Genomic DNA, 20,641 nt, shown 5'->3' with positions numbered 1-20,641 from the left:
CATGAGCACGGATCACGTCGACGTCGACTGGGACCACGCACGCGCCACCAACCGCGCGAACTGGGACGACCGGGTGCCGATCCACGAGGGTGCCTACGCGATCGACGCCCTCGCCGACCCCGGCCACCGCTCGGACGTCGTCCGCGAGGACCTGCCGGCCCTGACGCCCTGGTTGCCGACCGGATCGCTCGCGGGCCTCGACGTCTGTCACCTGCAGTGCCACATCGGCACCGACACGGTGTCACTCGCCCGCGAGGGTGCTCGACTGACCGGCGTCGACTTCTCCCCCGCCGCCCTCGCCTCGGCCGCCGGGCTCGCATCACGCCTCGGCCTCGACGTCACCTGGGTCGAGACCGACGTGCTCGATGCCCGGGCCGCCGTCACCGGCGACTTCGACGTCGTGTACACGAGCATCGGCACGATCTGCTGGCTCCCCGACCTCGACCGTTGGGCTGCGCAGGTCGCCGGCCTGCTGCGCCCCGGCGGGGTGTTCTTCATCCGCGACGGCCACCCGGCGCTGTACGCCCTCGACGAGGACGCCGACGAGCTCGTCACCCGGTACCGGTACTTCCCGGACGGCACGGCGCAGCAGTGGGACGACGCCGGCACCTACGCCGGCGACGGGACGGTGGCGAACACTCGCACCTTCGAGTGGCCGCACCCGCTGTCCGAGATCGTGAACGCCCTGCTCGGGGCCGGGCTGCGGATCCGGCGGCTCGACGAGGGCCGGACGCTGCCGTGGCGCTTCAGCTCGCGCATGGTCGAGACCGGCACCGGGTCGTGGGCCTGGCCGGAGCACGACCGCGACCGGATCCCCACCACCTACACGATCGTCGCGACCCGCGATTGACGCGTCCCCTGGTCCGTTCGGCGCATCCTGTGCGTTCGTTCATGGACAGGGCGTTCTACCCCGGCGCATTATGCAAGGGCATTACACAATGCCCTTGCGGAATATGATGTGAGGGCTCCACCCGTCGGACGACGACGTCCGACCGAGGACAGGAGAACCGTGTGAACCAGAACACCCGTGTGCGATCGGGCCTCGTGGCCACCATCGCCGCCGTCATCATCGCAGGGGGCTCGCTCACTGCGGCGCCAGCCTTCGCCGCGACGACCTGTGCGACCGCTTGGAGCGCCGGCACCGCCTACAACAGCGGAGCCACCGTCAGCGAGAACGGCTCGAACTACACCGCGAACTGGTGGACCCAGGGCGACGAACCGGCGACCCACTCCGGTACGACCGGCAGCGGCCAGCCGTGGACGTCGACCGGCGCGTGCACCGGCGGCAGCACGGGCGGTGGGACGACACCTCCGGGCGGCGGCACGACGACCCCGGGCAACGGCAGCACCGGGACCGCGAGCGGGCTGGTCTTCAGCCCGTACAAGGACATCACCGTGAACCTCGACTGGAACACGAACGTCATGAACACCGCGGTCACCGGCACGCGGATCCCGGTCGTCGGGTCGACCAACAGCCTCGTGTCGACGCGGGAACCCGGTCTCAAGGCCATCACGCTCGCCTTCGCCACCGGTACCTGCGGCAGCGAGAACTGGGGAGGTGTGGCCGCCGACGCGTTCGCCAGCGCCAACATCGCGAAGCTTGACGCTGCCGGGGTCGACTACATCGTCAGCACCGGTGGCGCCGCAGGCTCGTTCAAGTGTTCCGGCACCGCGCTCCAGTCCTTCATCGCCCGGTACGCCTCGCCGCACATGATCGGCGTCGACTTCGACATCGAGAGCGGGCAATCCGCCGCGGACGTGCAGAACCTGGTGAGCGCAGCGGCCCTGGCGCAGTCGAAGTACCCCGGCCTGCGCTTCTCGTTCACGCTCGCCACCCTGGCGGCGTCCGACGGTTCGTTCGGCGGGCTGAACAGCACCGGTGACGCCACCGCCAAGGCGATCAAGGCCTCGGCGCTCACGAACTACACGATCAACCTCATGACGATGGACTTCGGGCGTGCGACCACGGCCAACTGCGTGATCGTCGGGTCGACGTGTCAGATGGGGCAGTCCACGATCCAGGCGGTCACGAACCTGCAGCACACCTACGGGATCGCGTCCTCGAAGATCGAGGTCACGCCGATGATCGGTGTGAACGACACCCAGGACGAGGTCTTCACCCTCGCCGACGTCGACACCGTGGCCGCCTACGCGAAGTCGCACGGCCTCGCCGGCGTGCACACCTGGTCCCTCGACCGCGACACCCCGTGCCCGGCACCGCAGAGCACGGCGTCGCCGACGTGCAACTCCGTGACGGGGTCGGCGCCGCTCGCGTGGACCGACCGGTTCCTGGCGGCGCTGCGGTAGGCGCGCACCGGACGGACGGGAGGCCCGGTGCCAGCTGGCACCGGGCCTCCCGTCCGTCGCGTGGGGACGTGACGGGCGTCAGGTCGCCTCGGCGTCGAAGGGTGCCGGTTCACCGGCGGCCAGGGGCACGACGGGAGCCGTCGCGCGCACCTTGGAGGCCGTCACCTGGGCGGTCTGGACGGCTGCGGCACTCGTGCCGGAGTCGAGCAGTGCGTCTCGGATGATGCGACGCGGGTCGTACTGGCGCGGGTCGAGCTTCTGCCACTCGATGTCGTCGAACTCGGGGCCCATCTCGTCGCGCATCCGCTCCTTCGCGGTGTCGGCGAACCGACGCACGGCCTTGACGAACTCGGCCAGCTTCTGGGCGTACATCGGCAGGCGCTGCGGGCCGAGCAAGAGGACGCCGATGACCCCGATGATCAGGATCTTGTCGAGCGGGATGTCCACGCGAGCGAGCCTAACGCGTGCTGCTGCGTTGCACCTCTAGAGTTGTCTCCCGAACGGAGTGTGCGTGTCAGAGAAAGAGTCGAACTGGAAGTTCGCCGAGGACATCGTCTCGGAGACCGAGGCGATCGCCCGTGCTCGTGAGCACTCCCTGGAACTCGGGGTCGAAGCGATCTCGCCCGCGATCGGTGCGCAGATCGGGGTCATCGCCGCAGCCTCGCGAGCCACGAGCATCATCGAGATCGGCACCGGCCTCGGGGTCTCCGGCCTGTACCTGCTCGCCGGCGCCCCGGACGCGACCCTGACCACGATCGACGTCGAGGTCGACCACCAGCAGTTCGCCCGCGACGCCTACATCAGCGCCGGTACCGCTCCCGCACGGATCCGGCTCATCCCCGGTCGGGCGAACCAGGTGCTCCCCCGCATGAACGAGGCGTCGTACGACGTCGTGCTCGTCGACGCCGACCCGGAGCACGTCATCGAGTACGTCGAGCACGGGCTGCGCCTCGCCCGCCTGGGCGGCACCGTCCTGGTGCCGCACGCCCTGTGGCGCGGGCGCGTGGCCGACCCGGTGAAGCGTGACCGCGCCACCACGGACTTCCGGCTGCTCCTGACCGAGGTGTCGACCTCGGGTGCGGTGCGGAGCGCGCTGTCGCCCGCCGGTGACGGGCTGCTGCAGTTGACGAAGGTCACCAACTAGCCCTCGACCCGCCGACGCTCGCGCAGGTCAGTCGAGGTGCCGCAGGTACCGCTCGGGCGACTCGAGGAACGCACGCTCGTTCCGCACCAGGTCGAGGTCGCGCCATCCGGTGCGCCGCAGACCCCACTCGCCGACCTCGTTGATCTCGGCCCCGGGGAACGCGGCGAGCACGGGTGAGTGGGTCGAGAGCACGACCTGGCCGACACCCGTCTCGACGATGGACTGCAGGAGCCCGATCAGCGCCAGGCACCCCGAGAACGACAGCGCGGACTCCGGCTCGTCGAGGATCCAGAGCCCGGGCCACTGCGACCGGTGGATGACGAAGTCGAGGAACGACTCACCGTGGCTCCGTTCGTGGAACAGCGGCTCGGCTCCCCCGGGGTGCTGTTCGAGGTAGGTGAAGACCCCGTGCATCGTCTCCGCCCGCAGGAAGAAGCCGGACCGCACCGCGCCGGGCTCCCGGTGCAGGGCGATGTGCTCCCAGAGCTGCGATTCGCTCGGGCGGGTGCTGTGCCCGGACTTCGTCGAACCGCCCTCTGGCCCCATACCGAAGGCGAGCGCCATCGCCTCGACCAGGGTGGACTTGCCGGCACCGTTCTCACCGACCAGCACCGTCACCGGAGCGAGGTCGAGCCCGTCGTCGAGGAGTTGCCGGACGGGCGCAAGGGTCGCGGGCCAGACATCGCGCGGCATCGGGTCGGGCGCGTACTCCTCGACGCGGCGGATCGGCAGTCTTGTCCTCGGCACGGCCCCATCCTGCCGGAGCCGACCGACAGCGCCCGGGATGCTCCCGCCGCGGGATCGTCGGCGGACAGACGGAAGGCCCGGAGCGTACATGCTCCGGGCCTTCCGTTCTGGTGCTTCGACGTACTAGGCCGAGACGACCTCAGCGAGTGCGTCGTGGAGTTCCTTGGCCTCGGCATCGTTGACCGAGACGACCAGGCGGCCTCCACCTTCGAGCGGAACCCGCACGATGATGAGTCGACCCTCCTTAACAGCCTCCATCGGCCCGTCACCGGTCCTCGGCTTCATGGCTGCCATCAGATGTCCCCTTTCGTGCAGTAAATGCAGCCCCATTATCCCGTATGGAGGGGGCAACTGCGAAACCGCCCAGGTTGGGGGTGTCGGATGTGCGGTTCGGATGCTCCGCAGAACGCGGATCCACGGGCCTCAGGCACCCCGCATCGATCACGGCGGGGTCCAGTCGTAGCCGTCGATCCACCACGTGGAGTACAGCCAGACCCACTGCAGCCCGATGAACGCGACGACGACGGCCACGCGGTACACCCGCGACCGCGGCAGCGCCACGATGCCGAGCAGCGGTGCGATCGGCACGAGGATGCGCCAGGTGCTCGACTGCGGGAAGAACACCGCGAGCAGGTACACCAGGTACGCCACGCCCCAGAGTCGGAGCTCGATGCCGATCCGACGTGCGGCCGGCATGCCCACGAACGCCGCGAACCCGACGAGCACGACGACGAGCAGCACCGTGCCCGCCGGCTGTCCGAACCACCACCCGAACCCCTGCACCCACGGCGCGAACGGCACGAGTTCCTTCCAGCCGATGTACGACGACCGCCAGGCGAGCTCGGTGTCCGTGTAGGCCTTCGGCACGCCGGTGACCGCCCATGCGATCGCAGGCCAGGCCAGACCGACCAGACCCGACACCGTGGCGACCACCGCGGGCGGTACCAGCCGGCGGAGGGTCAGCGGTTCCGACGAGCGCACCCAGGCCGGGCGGATCGCCCACGCGGCCACGAAGAGCACCACCAGGAACGCGAAGGCGAGTCCCGTCGGTCGGGTCATGCCGAGCAGGAGCACGACGGGCAGCATCGCCCACCACCGTCGATCCACCATGAGCAGCAGCGCGACGAGCAGCAGGAACAGACCCATCGACTCCGCGTAGGCCACCTGGAACATCGCCGACACCGGTGCGACGCAGAACAGCACCGTGGCGAACGTCGCCCGTCCTGGGTCGAGGAACCGTCCCATGAGCCGGCGGAACACCAGCGCGGCCCCGAGTCCGGCGAGCAACGACACCGAGACCGCGACGGACTCGAACGACGCTCCGGTGAGCAGCGTGAGCGCGCGCACCAGGAACGGGTACGCGGGCATGAACGCCCACGCGTTCTCGGTCACGTGCCCTGCGGCGTCGACGGGCAGGGTCGACGGGTACCCGCCCGTGGCGATCACGCGGTACCAGGCGCCGTCCCAGATCGACGCGAACGACAGGTAGCCCGGGCTCTGCACGGTGAACGAGTTCGCCGCCTGCACGCGGGCGAAGGCGAGCATCATGGCGCCCGTGACGAGCCGCGCCAGCACGTAGACGACCGTGATGCGCACCCACCACGGGACGACCCGGTACCGGGCCCGCCAGCGGTTCCGAGCAGGGGTCTTCCGGGCGACCCCCGCCGTCGTCAGGCCGTCAGCCACCGACGCAGCCCGGCCTCGACCGCGGTGATCTGCGCGACCGGGACCTGCTCGTCGTCGTGGTGGGCGAAGACCGGCTCGCCGGGGCCGTAGTTGACCGCGGGGACCCCGAGCGCCGAGAAGCGTGCGACGTCGGTCCAGCCGTACTTCGGACGGGGCTCCGGTCCACCGACGGCCGCGACGAAGTCCTGCGCGAGCGGGGCGTCGAGCCCGGGGCGGGCACCGGCGGCGAGGTCGACGATCGTGACCTCGTACCCGTCGAACAGCTCGCGGATGTGGGCGACGGCCTCGTCGGCCGAGCGCGAGGGGGCGAACCGGTAGTTCACGTGCACCATCGCCTCGTCCGGGATGATGTTGCCCGCGATGCCGCCGCTGATACCGACCGCGTTCAGGCCCTCTCGGTACTCGAGCCCGTCGACCGTGACGGTCCGCGGCTCGTACGCGGCCAGGGTGGCCAGGATCGGGGCGGTCTTGTGGATGGCGTTGTCGCCGATCCAGCTCCGGGCGCTGTGCGACCGCTTGCCGAACGTGCGGATCTCGGCGCGGAGGTTGCCGTTGCACCCGCCCTCGATCTGCGCCCCGGACGGCTCACCCAGGATCGCGAAGTCAGCGGCGAGGAGTTCGGGTCGCGTCCGGGCCAGGCGGCCGAGGCCGTTCAGGGCGTCGCTGACCTCTTCGTGGTCGTACCAGACCCACGTGACGTCGACCGAGGGGTCGACCAGGTCGTACGCGAGCTTGAGCTGCACCGCGCAGCCGGCCTTCATGTCGACGGTGCCGCGGCCCCAGAGGATCTCGGTGCCGTCCTCGGTGGTCCGGAACTCGGTCGGCAGGTTGTCGTTGAGCGGCACCGTGTCGATGTGACCGGCGATGACGACCCGGCGGTCGCGGCCCAGGTTCGTCCGCGCCACGATCGCGTCGCCGTCGCGGATCACCTCGAGGTGCGGCAGCGGTGCGAGCACGGCCTCGATCGCGTCGGCGAGGGCCTGCTCGTTGCCGGACACCGACTCGATGTCGCAGATGGCACGGGTGATGTCGATGGACGAGGCGGTGAGGTCGAGGTGCTCCGGCATGCGGGCAGCCTACCGGCCGCCCCTCGCACCGCCCCGGCAGTCCGGACGGTCGGCGACCCCACCCGCCCCGGCCGTCCGGCCGGACGGTGCCCGCCGACGGCCGCTCGGTACCCTGGAGCCGTGACCGACACGACTGCCACCGACCGCCCGACCCACGCCTGGGGCCACGGCCTCGCGACGATCGCCGCCGACGGCACGACGCTCGACACCTGGTACCCGGAGACGCACCTCGGCGCCCTGCCCGCCGACGCCGTGTTCCCCGCCGAGCTGCAGGCGCACGTCGGTGACGACCCCCGCCGCGAGGTCCGGATCGAGGCCGTCACCACCGAGATCACGATCGACGCCGGCCCGACGAGCACCCCGGACGCCTACCTCCGCCTGCACCTGCTGAGCCACCTGCACGTCCGTCCGAACGAGGTCTCCCTCGACGGCGTCTTCGGCCACCTGCCGATCGTCGCGTGGACGAACGCCGGCCCGGTGCACCCCGAGTCACTGACGCGCCTGCGCCCGTCCCTGCAGCGCGCCGGCATCGCCGTGCACGCCGTCGACAAGTTCCCGCGCCTGCTCGACTACGTCGTGCCGGACCGCGTCCGCATCGGCGACGCCAACCGCGTCCGCCTCGGCGCTCACCTGGCGCCGGGCACGACGGTCATGCACGAGGGCTTCGTCAACTTCAACGCCGGCACCCTCGGCGACGCCATGATCGAGGGGCGCGTCTCGCAGGGCGTCGTCGTCGGCAACGGCACCGACATCGGCGGTGGCGCCTCGATCATGGGCACGCTCTCCGGCGGCGGCACGCACCGTGTCTCGCTCGGCGAGCGCGCGCTGCTCGGCGCGAACGCGGGCCTCGGCATCTCGCTCGGCGACGACTCCGTCATCGAGGCCGGGCTCTACGTCACGGCCGGCACGAAGGTGGTGCTGGTCGGTGCGGCACCGAACCCTGACGGCACCAAGAAGACCGTCAAGGCCGCCGAGCTCTCCGGCACCCCGAACATCCTGTTCCGCCGCAACAGCATCAGCGGCGCCGTCGAGGCGCTGCAACGCACGGGCGAGGGCATCCAGCTGAACACCGCGCTGCACGCGTAGCGCTCGGCGAGCGGTCGCGACGCGCCGCCTGCGCGCGCCGAGCGCGCACGAACCGTCGCTCCGGCACTCGCCGGACGACAGTTCGCGACCGCTCGGCGGAAGTGAGGGGCACGTCCTGCCTCCTCACGCAGACCGACGCACGCACGCCAGGCCCGGAGCCGGTCCACGAGACCGGCACCGGGCCTCCCGGCCGTCGCGTCCAGAGCCCGCCCCGCCCCCGCCAGCCGTCACAACACGCCGTCCGCGTGCGCCGAGGGCGCGCGAACCGTCGTTTCGACACCCGCCGGACGACAGTTCGCGACCACTCGGCGGAGGTGAGCGGCGCGTCCCTGCCGGACGGCGGCACCCGGCGCACACGCACGAACGCCCCGCGCCATGGAACCGTGGGGCGGGGCGCTCGGAGTCGGTCAGCGCGTGGGGACGTCGCGCTCGGGCGCCCCCACGTAGAGCTGCTGCGGGCGCCCGATCTTGTTGAGCGGGTCGTTGTTCAGCTCGCGCCACTGGGCGATCCACCCCGGCAGACGCCCGATGGCGAACAGGACGGTGAACATCCGCGGCGGGAAGCCCATCGCCTTGTAGATGATGCCGGTGTAGAAGTCGACGTTCGGGTAGAGCTTGCGGCTGACGAAGTACTCGTCCTCGAGCGCGATCTGCTCGAGTTCCATCGCGATGTCGAGCAGGTCGTCCTGCACGCCGAGGGACTCGAGGACCTCGTGCGCGGACTCCTTGACGAGCTTCGCGCGCGGGTCGTAGTTCTTGTACACGCGGTGCCCGAAGCCCATGAGCTTGACGCCCTGCTCCTTGTTCTTCACCCGCTCGACGAAGCGCGTGACGGGCTCGCCCGAGTCCTTGATCTGCTGGAGCATCTCGAGCACGGCCTCGTTCGCACCGCCGTGCAGCGGGCCGTACAGGGCGTTGATGCCGGCCGAGATCGAGGCGAACATGTTCGCCTTCGTCGAGCCGACCATGCGCACCGTCGAGGTCGAGGCGTTCTGCTCGTGGTCCTCGTGGAGGATGAGGAGCCGCTCGAGCGCCTTCGAGAGCACCGGGTTGGGCTTGTAGGTCTCGGCCATGGTGCCGAAGTTCAGCCGGAGGAAGTTGTCGACGAACGACAGCGAGTTGTCCGGGTACAGGAACGCCTGCCCGATGGCCTTCTTGTGGGCGTACGCGGCGATGACCGGGAGCTTGGCGAGGAGCCGGACGGTCTGCAGCTCGACCTTCTCGGGGTCGTCGACGTCCATGTCGTCCTCGTAGTACGTGGACAGGGCGCTCACGGCGCTCGACAGCACGGACATCGGGTGCGCCGAGTGCGGCAGGGCGTCGAACAGGCGGCGGAGGTCTTCGTGCAGCAGGGTGTGCCGACGGATGCGGGCGTCGAACTGCTCGAGCTCGGCGGGGGTCGGCAGCTCGCCGTAGATCAGGAGCCACGCGACCTCGAGGAAGGTGCAGTTCGCGGCGATCTGGTCGATCGGGTACCCGCGGTAGCGCAGGATCCCCTGGTCGCCGTCGATGTAGGTGATCGCGCTCTTCGTCGCTCCGGTGTTCACGAACCCGTAGTCGAGCGTGTTCATCCCGGTCTGCTTCTTGAAGGTCGAGATGTCGATCGCGGACGCGCCGTCGACGCTCTGCAGGATCGGGAACTCCGCCGTGCCACCCGGGAACGTCAGCGTCGCGGTCGCGCCCTGCTGTTCGGCGGCGGGACTCACGGGGACGGGCGTGGTGGGCGGTGTGGCCGTCTTCTGAGCGTCATTGGCAGTGTCAGTCACGAGGACAGCCTAATCGCGGCACCTGTCGGTCGTGCACACATCCCAGGTGACGATTTGGTGGTTCCCACGGATTGCGGGCACCACCGGAACCACTCGTGTCCGTGCTACGCGGTGCCGAGGCGACGGCTGCTCGCCAGTCGCTGTGCCGCCGCGGCGATGCGTTCGTCGGTCGCTGTGAGGGCCACGCGGACGTGTTCGCCCCCCGCTGCACCGTAGAACGTGCCCGGTGCGACGAGGATCCCGCGGTCGGCGAGCCAGGCCACGGTGTCGAGTGCGGGTTCGCCCCGGGTGGCCCAGAGGTAGAGCCCGGCCTCGCTGTGGTCGATCCGGAACCCGGCACCCTCGAGTGCTCGCCGGAGCATGTTCCGTCGCGCTCGGTAGCGGGCCTTCTGCTGCTGCACGTGGGTCTCGTCCTGGAGCGCGACGACCATGGCCTGCTGCACGGGCAGCGGCGGCATGAGCCCGGCGTGCTTCCGGACGGCCAGGACGTCGGCCAGGATCGCGGCGTCACCGGCGACGAAGGCCGCACGGTACCCGGCGAGGTTCGACTGCTTCGACAGCGAGTACACGCTCAGCACGCCGTCGAGCGAGTCGCCGACGACCCGGGGGTCCAGGATCGTGGGGGTCGGGGTGGTGGCGTACTCCGGGTCCCACCCGAGCTCGGCGTAGCACTCGTCGCCGACGATGACGGCTCCGAGCTCGCGGGCGCGCACCACGGCGGCACGGAGCTCGTCGATCGTCAGCACACGGCCGTCCGGGTTGCCCGGGGAGTTCAGCCACACGAGCTTGGTGGTGGACGGCCACGCGGCGGGGTCGTCCGACGCGAGGGCCTCCGCACGGACCAGTGCGGCACCGAGCTCGTACGTCGGGTACGCGGCGGCCGGGAACACCACGGTGTCACCGGGGCCGATGCCCAGCCAGAGCGCCAGGCCCGCGATGAACTCCTTCGAGCCGATCGTCGGCAGCGCGTTCGCCTCGGTCAGGGCGACGCCGTGCCGGCGGCCGTACCAGTCCGCGATGGCCTGCCGCAGCGCCGGGGTGCCGGCGACCTGCGGGTAGGCGTGCGCGTCGGTCGCGGTGGCCAGTGCGGTGCGGACGACCTCGGGCGTGGGGTCGACGGGCGATCCGACGCTGAGGTCGACGATGCCGCCCTCGTACGCCGCGGCACGCTGCTTGAACGGGACGAGCTGGTCCCAGGGGAAGTCGGGGAGGTCGAGCGCCACGAGGGGTCCGGTCAGCCGCGGACGGGCTCGGCCGCGACGACGGGGTGGTCCTTGTGGATCACGCCGACCTTCGCGGCGCCGCCGGGCGACCCGACCTCGTCGAAGAACTCGACGTTGGCCTTGTAGTAGTCGGCCCACTGGTCGGGCAGGTCGTCCTCGTAGTAGATGGCCTCGACGGGGCACACCGGCTCACACGCACCGCAGTCGACGCACTCGTCGGGGTGGATGTAGAGCGAGCGGTCACCCTCGTAGATGCAGTCGACCGGGCATTCGTCGATGCAGGCGCGGTCCTTGACGTCGACACAGGGCTGGGCGATCACGTAGGTCACGGTTCGGGTGCTCCCTTCGACGAGCGGGTTCGAGTCTACTCGCGGCCCGGGGCCGTCCGGGACCGCAGCCCCGACAGGTCCGGCCACGCGAGGACCAGGGCGGCGATCACCGCGGGGGCGAAGGTCCACACGTACCCGGCCGCGTTGGCGAGGACGAGCGGCGAGCTCTCCCCGCCGACCGACACGAGCACCTGCGTCGCGACGAGGATCCCGATGCCGATCGCGGCGACCATCGCCCGCGAGCGGTAGACGAGCCGCACGCCCACGGTCAGGCCGAGCACGATGAGGGTGGTGACGACGAGCCCGACCGGGAACGCGCCGAGCGTCTGCTGGTGCGTGACCGTCCCGAGCCCGCCGGCGAGCAGCCCGAGCAGCAGCGAGACGACGACCGCCGCGGCCTTGCCCTGGCCGGACATCTCGGCGTAGGTCTGCGGGGCCGCTGGCTGCGGGGCCGCGTCGTGCCGGAACGCCTCGACCGCCGGGGCGTGCTGCCGGACGCCGTGCGGCATCACCCACGACAGGGCCGCGGGGTTGGCGGGGTCCACGGGGTCGACGGCGACCTGGGAGCGGTACTGCTCGACGGCCGCACGCACCTTGGCGCGGACCGGCAGGACGTCGACCGTGACGTCGGCCTGGCCGCTGGCGGGGTCGACGATCATCGAGAAGGGGACCTCCTCGGCACGGGCCGCGTACTGCGCCGCGTGGTGCATCCGCACGTGGTCGGGGTGCCCGTAGCCGCCGTCGTCGGCGTAGCTGATCACCGCGTCGGCACCGGTGGAGCGGATCGCCGCGCGGACGTCGTCGACGACCTCGCCCAGGTCGGCCGCGGTCAGCGAGTCGGCCGGGGCGTCGTCCGCGGCGGTGGCCCGACCGTCCGGGCCCCACTGCATGCCGGAGTCGACGTAGCGGCGCTCCGGCAGGTCGGTCGGCCGGGCCCCGGGCCCGCCGAGCCACAGGTGCTGCGGACCGCCGAGGGCGGCGAGGGCCGCGGCGATCTCGGTCTCCCGGTGCCGTGCCACCCGCGCGGGGTCCCCAGCCAGCGGGGCCAACTGCTCCGTGAGCATCTCACCGCGCTCGCCCCGGGTCGCGGTGAGCACGGTCACCTCGGCGCCGCGCTCGAGCAGGGTCGCGATGGTCCCGCCCGACGAGAGCGTCTCGTCGTCGGGGTGGGCGTGCACGATCAGGACGCGCTCGGGGCGTGTGACGGGGGCCTTCAACATCGTCCCCAAGGGTACGGGACTAGCGGGGCGTGACGATGTAGGTCGCCGTGACGCCGCCGCTGTCCTTGGTCTCCGAGAAGGTCAGGACGACGCGGTAGGCGTCGCTCCGGAACATGCCGAACGCGCTTGACGAGTCGGCACGCTTGGCCGACTCGGTGTACCCGGCCTCGGTGAGCTGCTGCACGGCGGTCTGGAAGTCGTCGACCGAGGCCGCCCGGACCTGCGCGACCCACCCGGAGCCGTTCGGTCCGGCTCCCCCGCCGAGCACGGTGCCGTCGACGAGCGGGACGTCGGCCGACGGGAACCCGTCGGGCACCTTGCCGTCGGAGGTCACGTCGGCACCCTTGAGCGCCGTGTCGAGCGCGCCGTCGATGCCGCCGGCGACCGAGGACATGCCGTCCTGGATCGCCTTGCCGTCGATGCCGGCGACCCCGTCGGCCACGTTCGACGCGACGGAGGATCCGAGGTCGGTGGCCTGCTGCACGGCCTGGGTCGAGCAGCCGGTGAGTCCGGCCAGGGCGATGCCGGCAGCGACGGCGGCGATCAGCGGGGTACGGAAGGAACGCATGGCGCGACCGTAACGGACGAGCCGGGAGGCCCGGCGCGAGTTGGCTGTGAACGTGCCGTCCCCGGGGCGGTCACGTGCGCGGCGGGGCCGCCCCGGGCCTCCTTCCCGACGGACGTGTCAGGCGACGTAGGCGCGCGTTGCCGCGACCAGGGCGTCGACGCCGACCGGGATCGCGGTCTCGGCCTGCGGCGCGTAGAACGGCGAGTGGTTGCTCGGGATCTCCTCGCCGCGGCGGAAGCGCTCCGGGTCGGTGATGCCCGTGAACCAGTACACGAGCGGCGCCCCGGCGGCGGTGGCGAGCTGACCGACGTCCTCCGACGCCATGGCGAGGCCGATCTCCAGGTCGCGGGCTCCCGGCACCTCGGCGCGGATGGCGTCGAGCACGGTGGCGGCGGCCTCGGCGTCGTTCACGGTGACCTCGGCGCCCGGTGCACGCACGATCGTCGGCTCGGACAGGCCACCGGCCGTGCTCTCGGCCCGGACGATGCGCTCGATCGAGGCGATGATGCGCTGGCGGGTCTCCTCGTTGCGGGCGCGGGTCGAGATCTCGATGACGGCCTCGTCGGGGATGATGTTCGCCCGCGTGCCGGCGTGGAAGCTGCCGACGGTGACGACCCCCGCGTCGCTCGGCGAGACCTCGCGGGCGACGACGGTCTGCAGCCGCACGACGGCCGAGGCCGCGGTGACGACCGGGTCGAGCGAGGCCTGCGGCGCCGAACCGTGCGCCCCTCGGCCGTTGAAGGTCACCGTCAGCCGGTCGCTCGACGCCATCACGGGGCCGGTGCCGACCGCGACGATGCCGACCGGTGCGGGTGCGGAGTGCTGCCCGAGCACGACGTCCGGCTTCGGGAACCGCTCGACCAGGCCGTCCTCGACCATCGCGCGGGCGCCGGAGATGACCTCTTCTGCAGGCTGGAAGACGGCGACGACCGTGCCACGCCAGTCCCCCGTGGTCGCGACCAAGCGCTCGAGCGTGCCGAGCAGCCACGTGACGTGGATGTCGTGGCCGCAGGCGTGCATGGTGGGGACCTCGCGGCCCTCGTCGTCGGTGCCGACGTGCTCGCTGGCGTACGACAGGCCGGTCCGCTCCTGCACGGGCAGGCCGTCCATGTCGGCGCGGAGCCAGACCACGGGGCCCTCGCCGTTCGACACGACACCGACGACGCCGGTGCCGCCGACGCCCGTCGTCACCTCGATCCCACCGATCTCGGCGAGCTTCGCAGTGATGACACCGGCGGTGCGGTGCTCCTGGAAGCCGAGCTCCGGGTGGGCGTGCAGGTCCTGGTAGATCGAGAGCAGGTCGAGAGTCACGCTGACCACGGTACAACCGCGAACGGCCCGGCCACCTGTTGCAGGTGACCGGGCCGTCGGACGGAGGACGGGCCTCCGCGGGTGTTGCTCGTGCCGGTGCTTACGCGTCCTGGCGCTTCAGGCGGGCGTACGAGCGCTGGCGGGCCTGCGCGTCGAGCTCGACCTTGCGGATGCGGACGGCGTCGGGGGTGACCTCGACGCACTCGTCCTCGCGCGCGAACTCCAGGCACTCCTCGAGGGAGAGCTGGCGCGACGGCGTCATCGACTCGAAGGAGTCGGCGTTCGCCGAACGCATGTTCGTGAGCTTCTTCTCCTTCGTGATGTTGACGTCCATGTCGTCGGCGCGCGAGTTCTCGCCGATGACCATGCCCTCGTAGACCTCTTCGGTGGGGTTGACGAAGAACGTCATCCGCTCCTGCAGGTTCGTGATGGCGAACGGCGTGACGACACCCGAGCGGTCGGACACGATCGAGCCGTTGATGCGGGTCTGGATCGGGCCGGCCCACTCGTCGTAGCCGTGCGAGATCGCGTTGGCGATGCCGGTTCCGCGGGTCTCGGTCAGGAACGACGTGCGGAAGCCGATCAGGCCACGCGACGGGACGATGAACTCCATGCGCACCCAGCCGGTGCCGTGGTTCGTCATGTTCTCCATGCGGCCCTTGCGGGCGGCCATGAGCTGCGTGATCGCGCCGAGGTACTCCTCCGGCGTGTCGATCGTCATGTGCTCGTACGGCTCGAGCAGCTTGCCGTTGTCGTCACGCTTCGTGACCACCTGGGGCTTGCCGACGGTGAGCTCGAAGCCCTCACGACGCATCTGCTCGACGAGGATGGCCAGTGCGAGCTCGCCGCGACCCTGGACCTCCCACGCGTCCGGACGACCGATGTCGAGGACCTTGAGCGAGACGTTGCCGATGAGCTCGCGGTCGAGGCGCTCCTTGACCATGCGGGCGGTCAGCTTGTGGCCCTTGACCTTGCCGACGAGCGGGCTGGTGTTCGTGCCGATCGTCATCGAGATCGCCGGGTCGTCGACCGTGATGGTCGGCAGCGGACGGACGTCCTCGGGGTCGGACAGGGTCTCACCGATGGTGATCGTGTCGAAACCGGCGACGGCGACGATGTCACCGGGGCCGGCCGACTCGGCCGGGTAGCGCTCGAGCGCCTTGGTGATGAGGAGCTCGGTGATGCGGGCGTTGACGACGGTGCCGTCGTGCTTGACCCACGCGACCGTCTGGCCCTTCTTCATCGTGCCGTGGAAGATGCGCAGCAGCGCGAGGCGACCGAGGAACGGCGACGCGTCGAGGTTGGTGACGTGGGCCTGCAGCGGGTGCTGGTCGTCGTACTTCGGCGCCGGCACGTGCTGCAGGATGGCCTCGAACAGGGGCTCGAGGTCGTCGTTGTCGGGCAGCGAGCCGTCCGCGGGCTTGTTGCGCGACGCGGCACCGGCACGACCCGAGGCGTAGACCACGGGGACGTCGAGGATCGCGTCGAGGTCGAGGTCGTCGACCTCGTCCGACAGGTCCGAGGCCAGCCCGAGCAGCAGGTCCTGCGACTCGGAGACGACCTCGTCGATGCGGGAGTCGGGGCGGTCCGTCTTGTTGACGAGCAGGATCACCGGGAGCTTCGCGGCGAGCGCCTTGCGGAGCACGAAGCGGGTCTGGGGCAGCGGACCCTCGGACGCGTCGACGAGCAGGACGACACCGTCGACCATGGACAGGCCGCGCTCGACCTCGCCACCGAAGTCGGCGTGGCCGGGGGTGTCGATCACGTTGATGGTGATGGGACCGCCCGCGCCGAACTCACCGGCGTGCTTGCCGTTGTAGAGCACCGACGTGTTCTTCGCGAGGATCGTGATGCCCTTCTCGCGCTCGAGGTCGTTCGAGTCCATCATGCGGTCTTCGCCCTCGAAGTGGGCGTCGAACGAGTTGGTCTGCGTGAGCATCGCGTCGACGAGGGTGGTCTTGCCGTGGTCGACGTGTGCCACGATGGCGACGTTGCGCAGGTCGGACCGGGTGGCGAGCGCCATACAGGACATCCTTCAATTTCTGGGAGAGTGTCGGGCCAGCTGGTGATCAACCCCGTTGGTCGATCGGCACCGCACCCGTGGGCAGAACGCCCGACACGCCAGTCTACCGGTAGTTCGCAAGCGACAGGAGTACAGCGCATGAGCCGTCGGCGAACGTGGGTCGAGATCGCCATCGTCCTGCTGCTCTCGCTCGGCGCCAGCGCCCTCTGGTCGATCCTGCAGATCATCGACGACCTGTCGCAGACGACCCCGCTCGGCGAGCAGTCGACGGCGCTGAACACCTCGTCGACGACGGTGCAGTACGTCGACCTCGCCCGGCAGCTCCTGGGCATCGCGGTGGACCTGGCCCCGGTGGCGCTCGTCTGCTACCTGCTGTGGGACACGTCGCGGCCGCACCTCGGCCGGCTCGGGATCGACCGGTTCCGGGCGAAGCCGGACCTGGGCGGCCCGGCGCTCATCGCCCTGTGCATCGGGATCCCGGGGCTCGCACTGTACTTCGCGGGTCGGGCGCTCGGCATCACGGTCGCGGTCGACCCCGCCGCACTGAACTCGTACTGGTGGACGGTCCCGGTCCTGCTGCTGTCCGCGATCCGCTCGGGCCTGCAGGAGGAGGTGATCGTGATCGGGTACCTGTACGCCCGGCTCGGCGACCTGGGGTGGGGCCGCTGGCAGGTGATCCTGTCGACCGCTCTGCTGCGCGGCAGCTACCACCTGTACCAGGGGTTCGGCGCGTTCATCGGCAACGCGGTGATGGGCATCGTCTTCGGCTGGATCTACACGCGGTGGGGCCGGCTCCTGCCGCTCGTCATCACGCACGCCCTGCTCGACGCGGTGGTCTTCGTCGGGTACCCCTGGGTGGCGCACGCGTTCCCGCAGTTGTTCTCGTAGGCCACGCCAGCGGCTCGTCGACGCGCCGCTGGCCGTTCAGCGCTCCCCCGAGCGCATCCACAGCCCCCGCACAGCGCGCCGAGGGGCGACCACCGCCGTGCCGCCCTACCGTGAGACCCATGAGCATCCCCGCGATCGGCGAACCGGCCCCGTCGTTCACCCTGCCCGGGATGGTCGTGCGCGGCGGCATCCGCACCGACGACGAGTACGACCTGTCCGCCGAGATCGGCCGGACCGTGGTGCTGGCCTTCTACCCGGGCGACGCGACGGCGGTCTGCACCGCCCAGCTCTGCAGTTACCAGGCCGAACTCGACGAGTTCAGCGACCTCGGCGCGACCGTGTGGGGCATCAGCCCGCAGGCACTCGACTCGCACGAGGGGTTCGCACGCGGATCATCGCTCGCGTTCCCGCTGCTCAGCGACACCGCGGGCTCGGTGGTCCGCGCCTACGGGGTGCAGGCACCGGGCATCGGCCTGCGCCGATCAGTCTTCGTGATCGGCCCCGACGGCGTGGTCCGCTGGCGGCACATCGGTCTGGTCGGTCTGCGGTTCCCGAAGGCCGAGACCATCCGCGAACAGATCGAACTGCTCGTTTCGTAGTCCCGGGCGTGGGAGTCCCCTGAATGCGTCGCGATGGGGTATTGACACCCCAACTGGGGGCGACGACCATTGTCGGCACGAGGGTCCGTCCAGGATCTGCCTCCCCGGGGAATCGGGTCGTCCGGAGATACGCGCCGGTGTGTCACACCCGCTCCCCGGGCGTCTCCGGGGAGGCATCTCGTACCCTCGTCCGGTGCCCACCACCATCGTCGCCCCCGGCCTGCGCGCCCTCGCCGTCGTTCTCTGGGTCGTGGCAGTCGTGCTCGTTCCGCTGGCCCTGCTCGGCGGCGGCGCCGCCTGGCTCGTGCCGATCCCGAGCATCGCCGTCGCGTTCGTCGCCTGGGCTGCGCTGTGGCGTCCCCGGATCGAGCTGACGCCGGAGCACCTGCGCATCGTGGACGTCCGGCGGACCAGCACCTACACCTGGTCCCGCATCAGCGAGGTGCGAACGAAGTACGGCATCGAGGTGGTCACCAGCGAGGGCGTCCGCCGTGTCTGGATCGCGACCCGCCCGACGGCGCGTCTCGCCGAGCACACCGGTGACCAGCCGGGAGGCCCGGATCGCCTGGACGTCGACGCTGCGGCCGCGCGGATGCTGGCCCACGTGCCCGCCCCGGCAGCGCAGGACGGCCCACCCCCGTCGACCGTGACGGCTGCGCCGATCACGCACCGCACCCACGGCTGGACGATCCTGGCGATGGTCGTCCTCGGGGTCGCGGCGTCGCTCGCGGCGGCACGGTTCTAGCGTCCGCGCAGTCCGCGCAGTCCTCGCGGCCGTGCCGCACGACAGCGCCCCGACACAGGACGACACCCCCGACGTCGTGCGACGTCGAGGGTGTCGTTCGTGAACGCGGTCGCGACTACTTCGTGTAGCCGACGTCCTGCCACTTGACCGAGGACTGCTGGAACTGCGCCGGACCGTAGTTCACCAGGTCCTTGCGCACACCCCAGGCGTACGGCTCGGCGAACAGCGGGATGGTGCCGGCGACCGCGACGATCTTCTTGTCGATGGCCTGGGCGTCCTTGATGCGAGCGTCCGGGTCGAGCTCGCCGTTCGCCTTGTCCCACGCGGCACCGAGCGAGTCGTCCGTCACGCCGGTGTAGTTCTGGCCGGCGTCGGCGGGGTAGTAGATCGACTTCAGCGACGAGATCGGGAACGGCGTGCCCTGCCACGCGAAGTACGTGGCGTCGAAGTCACGGGTCGTCGTGGTGATGTACTTCGTGAAGAAGTCGTCGGTGGGCACGGTGTCGATGGTCACCTTGAAGCCGGCGAGCTTGGTCTGCTGCTGCACGAGCTGCGCGATGTTCGCCGAGTTCGGGTTGTCCGACGGGATCACGAAGCGGACGTCGAGTTCCTTGCCGCCCTTGGTCGCGTAGCCGTCCGAGCCGATCTTCCAGCCCGCGTCCTCGAGCTTCGACTTCGCCTTCTCGGTGCTGTAGCCGTAGACGCTCGACACGTCGTCCTGGTAGCCCTCCTGACCGGGCAGGTACGTCAGGTTGTTGAGCACGTCGCCCGGGCTCTTCACCGGCGACAGGATCGCCTGGGCGAGCACCTTGCGGTTGATCGCCTGCGCGAACGCCTGGCGCACGTCCTGGTCCTTGAATACGTCCGATGTGCCGTTCAGCGTGATCTGGCGCTGCGTGGTACCGAGCGACCGCTCGATCTTCGAGTCCGAGCGCGAGTTCGCCGTCTTGAGGTTGTCGGCGCTGCCGTTCAGGTTGAACGCGTCGAGCTCCTTGTTGCCGTACGCCTGGGCGACACCGTCACGGGACACCGTCTTGAAGACGATCGTGTCGAGCTTGCCCTCGTCGCCCCACCACTTCGGGTTCTTCTCGAAGGTCACGACGCCGCCGTTGGCGTCGAAGGACTTCAGGATGTACGGACCACCGGAGACGTACGTCTTGCCGTCGGCCGCGTACGGGCCCTTGGCCCAGGCCTTGTTGAAGTGGTCCGGGGTGTCGACGGCCCAGTACGGGTAGATCGCCGTGAAGACCGACGCCCAGTCGGCGTTGGTCTTCGAGAACGTCATGATGACGTCACGCTCGTCGGAGCCCTGCTTGACCGAGTCCACGTCCTCCCACACGTTGGTGGCGAGGGGCGCGAAGGCCTTGTTCGTGCCGTTCAGCGCCTTCCAGTTCGCGATGACGTCCTTCGCGCTGATCGGGGTGCCGTCCGACCACACGGCCTTCGGGTTGATCTTGATCTCGACGGTCTGGGGCGAGTCCTTCGTCAGCTCGATCGAGTCGACGAAGTCCTTGTTCGCCTCCCACTCGCCGTTCTCCTTGAACTGGATGAAGCTCGGCAGGTAGGTGCCGGAGATCGTGTTGTCGTCGACCGTCCCCGAGTCCAGGTTCTGCAGCTGCCAGTTGGCCGGAGCCGTGTCGATCGGCAGGGTGATCGACCCGCCGTCCTTGACGTCGGCGCGGTCCGCGACGGTCCAGCCGGTCGACTTCAGTGACGACTCGGCGACCGCGGAGCTGCTGTTGCCGGCCTGTCCGCCGCCCGAGCAGCCCGCCAGCACGACGGCGGCAGCCGCAGCGGTGGCGAGGACGGCGATGCCCTTGATCCTCTTTCGCATGGCGAGGATTCCCTTTCGTTGTGGTTCGCGCGGATCGCGCTGGACCGCGGCGGCCCCCGCCGTCGCGTCTGTTGGTTGAGAACCCTAGCCACATCCGA

General features: G+C 70.4%; 20 protein-coding genes. 7 read left to right on the top strand and 13 right to left on the bottom strand.

Annotation, left to right across the window (positions count from 1 at the left end):
• Position 1 precedes the first annotated feature (1 nt).
• Entirely contained in the window at positions 2-850 is an 849-nt protein-coding gene (locus tag OE229_RS07250) for a class I SAM-dependent methyltransferase (RefSeq protein ID WP_262137194.1), read from the top strand.
• 161 nt (positions 851-1,011) lie between these two features.
• Positions 1,012-2,307, top strand: coding sequence for a carbohydrate-binding protein (locus OE229_RS07245; RefSeq protein ID WP_262137192.1), 1,296 nt, complete (start codon positions 1,012-1,014; stop codon positions 2,305-2,307).
• Positions 2,308-2,385: 78 nt separating this feature from the next.
• Here OE229_RS07245 and OE229_RS07240 read toward each other — a convergent pair whose 3' ends face one another.
• Positions 2,386-2,754: a Sec-independent protein translocase family protein gene (locus OE229_RS07240; protein ID WP_027464570.1), complete on the bottom strand. Its 369-nt coding sequence runs from the start codon at positions 2,752-2,754 to the stop codon at positions 2,386-2,388.
• A gap of 64 nt (positions 2,755-2,818) precedes the next feature.
• Here OE229_RS07240 and OE229_RS07235 point away from each other — a divergent pair, with 64 nt between their 5' ends.
• A complete protein-coding gene (locus OE229_RS07235) occupies positions 2,819-3,451 on the top strand; it encodes an O-methyltransferase (protein ID WP_182065237.1) in 633 nt (210 codons plus the stop codon).
• Between the two features lie 27 nt (positions 3,452-3,478).
• On the opposite strand, the gene OE229_RS07230 is transcribed toward OE229_RS07235, so the two are convergent.
• From OE229_RS07230 to dapE, 4 genes are all read right to left on the bottom strand, one after another.
• Positions 3,479-4,198, bottom strand: a complete 720-nt coding sequence (locus tag OE229_RS07230) for an AAA family ATPase (RefSeq protein WP_262137189.1) — start codon at positions 4,196-4,198, stop codon at positions 3,479-3,481.
• A 123-nt stretch (positions 4,199-4,321) separates the two neighbouring features.
• On the bottom strand, positions 4,322-4,492 hold the full coding sequence (locus OE229_RS07225) for a DUF3117 domain-containing protein (RefSeq protein ID WP_017887054.1): 171 nt from the start codon (positions 4,490-4,492) through the stop codon (positions 4,322-4,324).
• Positions 4,493-4,639: 147 nt separating this feature from the next.
• Positions 4,640-5,884: a hypothetical protein gene (locus OE229_RS07220; protein WP_182065236.1), complete on the bottom strand. Its 1,245-nt coding sequence runs from the start codon at positions 5,882-5,884 to the stop codon at positions 4,640-4,642.
• Entirely contained in the window at positions 5,869-6,951 is a 1,083-nt protein-coding gene (gene dapE, locus OE229_RS07215) for a succinyl-diaminopimelate desuccinylase (protein WP_182065235.1), read from the bottom strand. Before dapE ends, OE229_RS07220 begins: the two co-directional genes overlap by 16 nt.
• Positions 6,952-7,071: 120 nt before the next feature.
• Between dapE and dapD the strand changes: the two genes are divergently transcribed.
• Positions 7,072-8,037, top strand: coding sequence for a 2,3,4,5-tetrahydropyridine-2,6-dicarboxylate N-succinyltransferase (gene dapD / locus OE229_RS07210; protein ID WP_262137187.1), 966 nt, complete (start codon positions 7,072-7,074; stop codon positions 8,035-8,037).
• Positions 8,038-8,444: 407 nt separating this feature from the next.
• Here the strand turns inward: dapD and OE229_RS07205 are convergent, their stop codons facing one another.
• From OE229_RS07205 to typA, 7 genes are all read right to left on the bottom strand, one after another.
• Positions 8,445-9,743, bottom strand: coding sequence for a citrate synthase (locus tag OE229_RS07205; RefSeq protein WP_262140107.1), 1,299 nt, complete (start codon positions 9,741-9,743; stop codon positions 8,445-8,447).
• A 164-nt stretch (positions 9,744-9,907) separates the two neighbouring features.
• Positions 9,908-11,026: a succinyldiaminopimelate transaminase gene (gene dapC, locus OE229_RS07200; protein ID WP_262137185.1), complete on the bottom strand. Its 1,119-nt coding sequence runs from the start codon at positions 11,024-11,026 to the stop codon at positions 9,908-9,910.
• Between the two features lie 11 nt (positions 11,027-11,037).
• Positions 11,038-11,355, bottom strand: a complete 318-nt coding sequence (fdxA, locus tag OE229_RS07195) for a ferredoxin (RefSeq protein ID WP_017887060.1) — start codon at positions 11,353-11,355, stop codon at positions 11,038-11,040.
• Between the two features lie 35 nt (positions 11,356-11,390).
• Complete coding sequence (locus OE229_RS07190; protein ID WP_262137184.1) at positions 11,391-12,575, bottom strand: PIG-L family deacetylase; 1,185 nt, start codon at positions 12,573-12,575, stop codon at positions 11,391-11,393.
• Between the two features lie 19 nt (positions 12,576-12,594).
• Positions 12,595-13,143, bottom strand: a complete 549-nt coding sequence (locus OE229_RS07185) for a hypothetical protein (RefSeq protein WP_262137183.1) — start codon at positions 13,141-13,143, stop codon at positions 12,595-12,597.
• Positions 13,144-13,260: 117 nt separating this feature from the next.
• Positions 13,261-14,454, bottom strand: coding sequence for an amidohydrolase (locus tag OE229_RS07180; protein WP_164941235.1), 1,194 nt, complete (start codon positions 14,452-14,454; stop codon positions 13,261-13,263).
• A 100-nt stretch (positions 14,455-14,554) separates the two neighbouring features.
• Entirely contained in the window at positions 14,555-16,477 is a 1,923-nt protein-coding gene (gene typA, locus OE229_RS07175; RefSeq protein ID WP_182065228.1) for a translational GTPase TypA, read from the bottom strand.
• Positions 16,478-16,615: 138 nt separating this feature from the next.
• Here typA and OE229_RS07170 point away from each other — a divergent pair, with 138 nt between their 5' ends.
• The 3 genes from OE229_RS07170 to OE229_RS07160 all read left to right on the top strand — a co-directional run bounded on the left by OE229_RS07170 (position 16,616) and on the right by OE229_RS07160 (position 18,709).
• A complete protein-coding gene (locus tag OE229_RS07170) occupies positions 16,616-17,365 on the top strand; it encodes a CPBP family intramembrane glutamic endopeptidase (RefSeq protein WP_182065227.1) in 750 nt (249 codons plus the stop codon).
• A 119-nt stretch (positions 17,366-17,484) separates the two neighbouring features.
• Positions 17,485-17,964: a peroxiredoxin gene (locus OE229_RS07165; protein ID WP_182065226.1), complete on the top strand. Its 480-nt coding sequence runs from the start codon at positions 17,485-17,487 to the stop codon at positions 17,962-17,964.
• Between the two features lie 193 nt (positions 17,965-18,157).
• Positions 18,158-18,709: a PH domain-containing protein gene (locus tag OE229_RS07160; RefSeq protein WP_182065225.1), complete on the top strand. Its 552-nt coding sequence runs from the start codon at positions 18,158-18,160 to the stop codon at positions 18,707-18,709.
• A gap of 115 nt (positions 18,710-18,824) precedes the next feature.
• Here OE229_RS07160 and OE229_RS07155 read toward each other — a convergent pair whose 3' ends face one another.
• Positions 18,825-20,543: an ABC transporter family substrate-binding protein gene (locus tag OE229_RS07155; RefSeq protein WP_182065224.1), complete on the bottom strand. Its 1,719-nt coding sequence runs from the start codon at positions 20,541-20,543 to the stop codon at positions 18,825-18,827.
• Between the last annotated feature and the right edge of the window lie 98 nt (positions 20,544-20,641).

This window comes from Curtobacterium poinsettiae, from assembly GCF_025677645.1.
Classification (GTDB): Bacteria; Actinomycetota; Actinomycetes; order Actinomycetales; family Microbacteriaceae; genus Curtobacterium; species Curtobacterium poinsettiae_A.
This window is presented reverse-complemented; position numbering and strand designations above follow the sequence as displayed.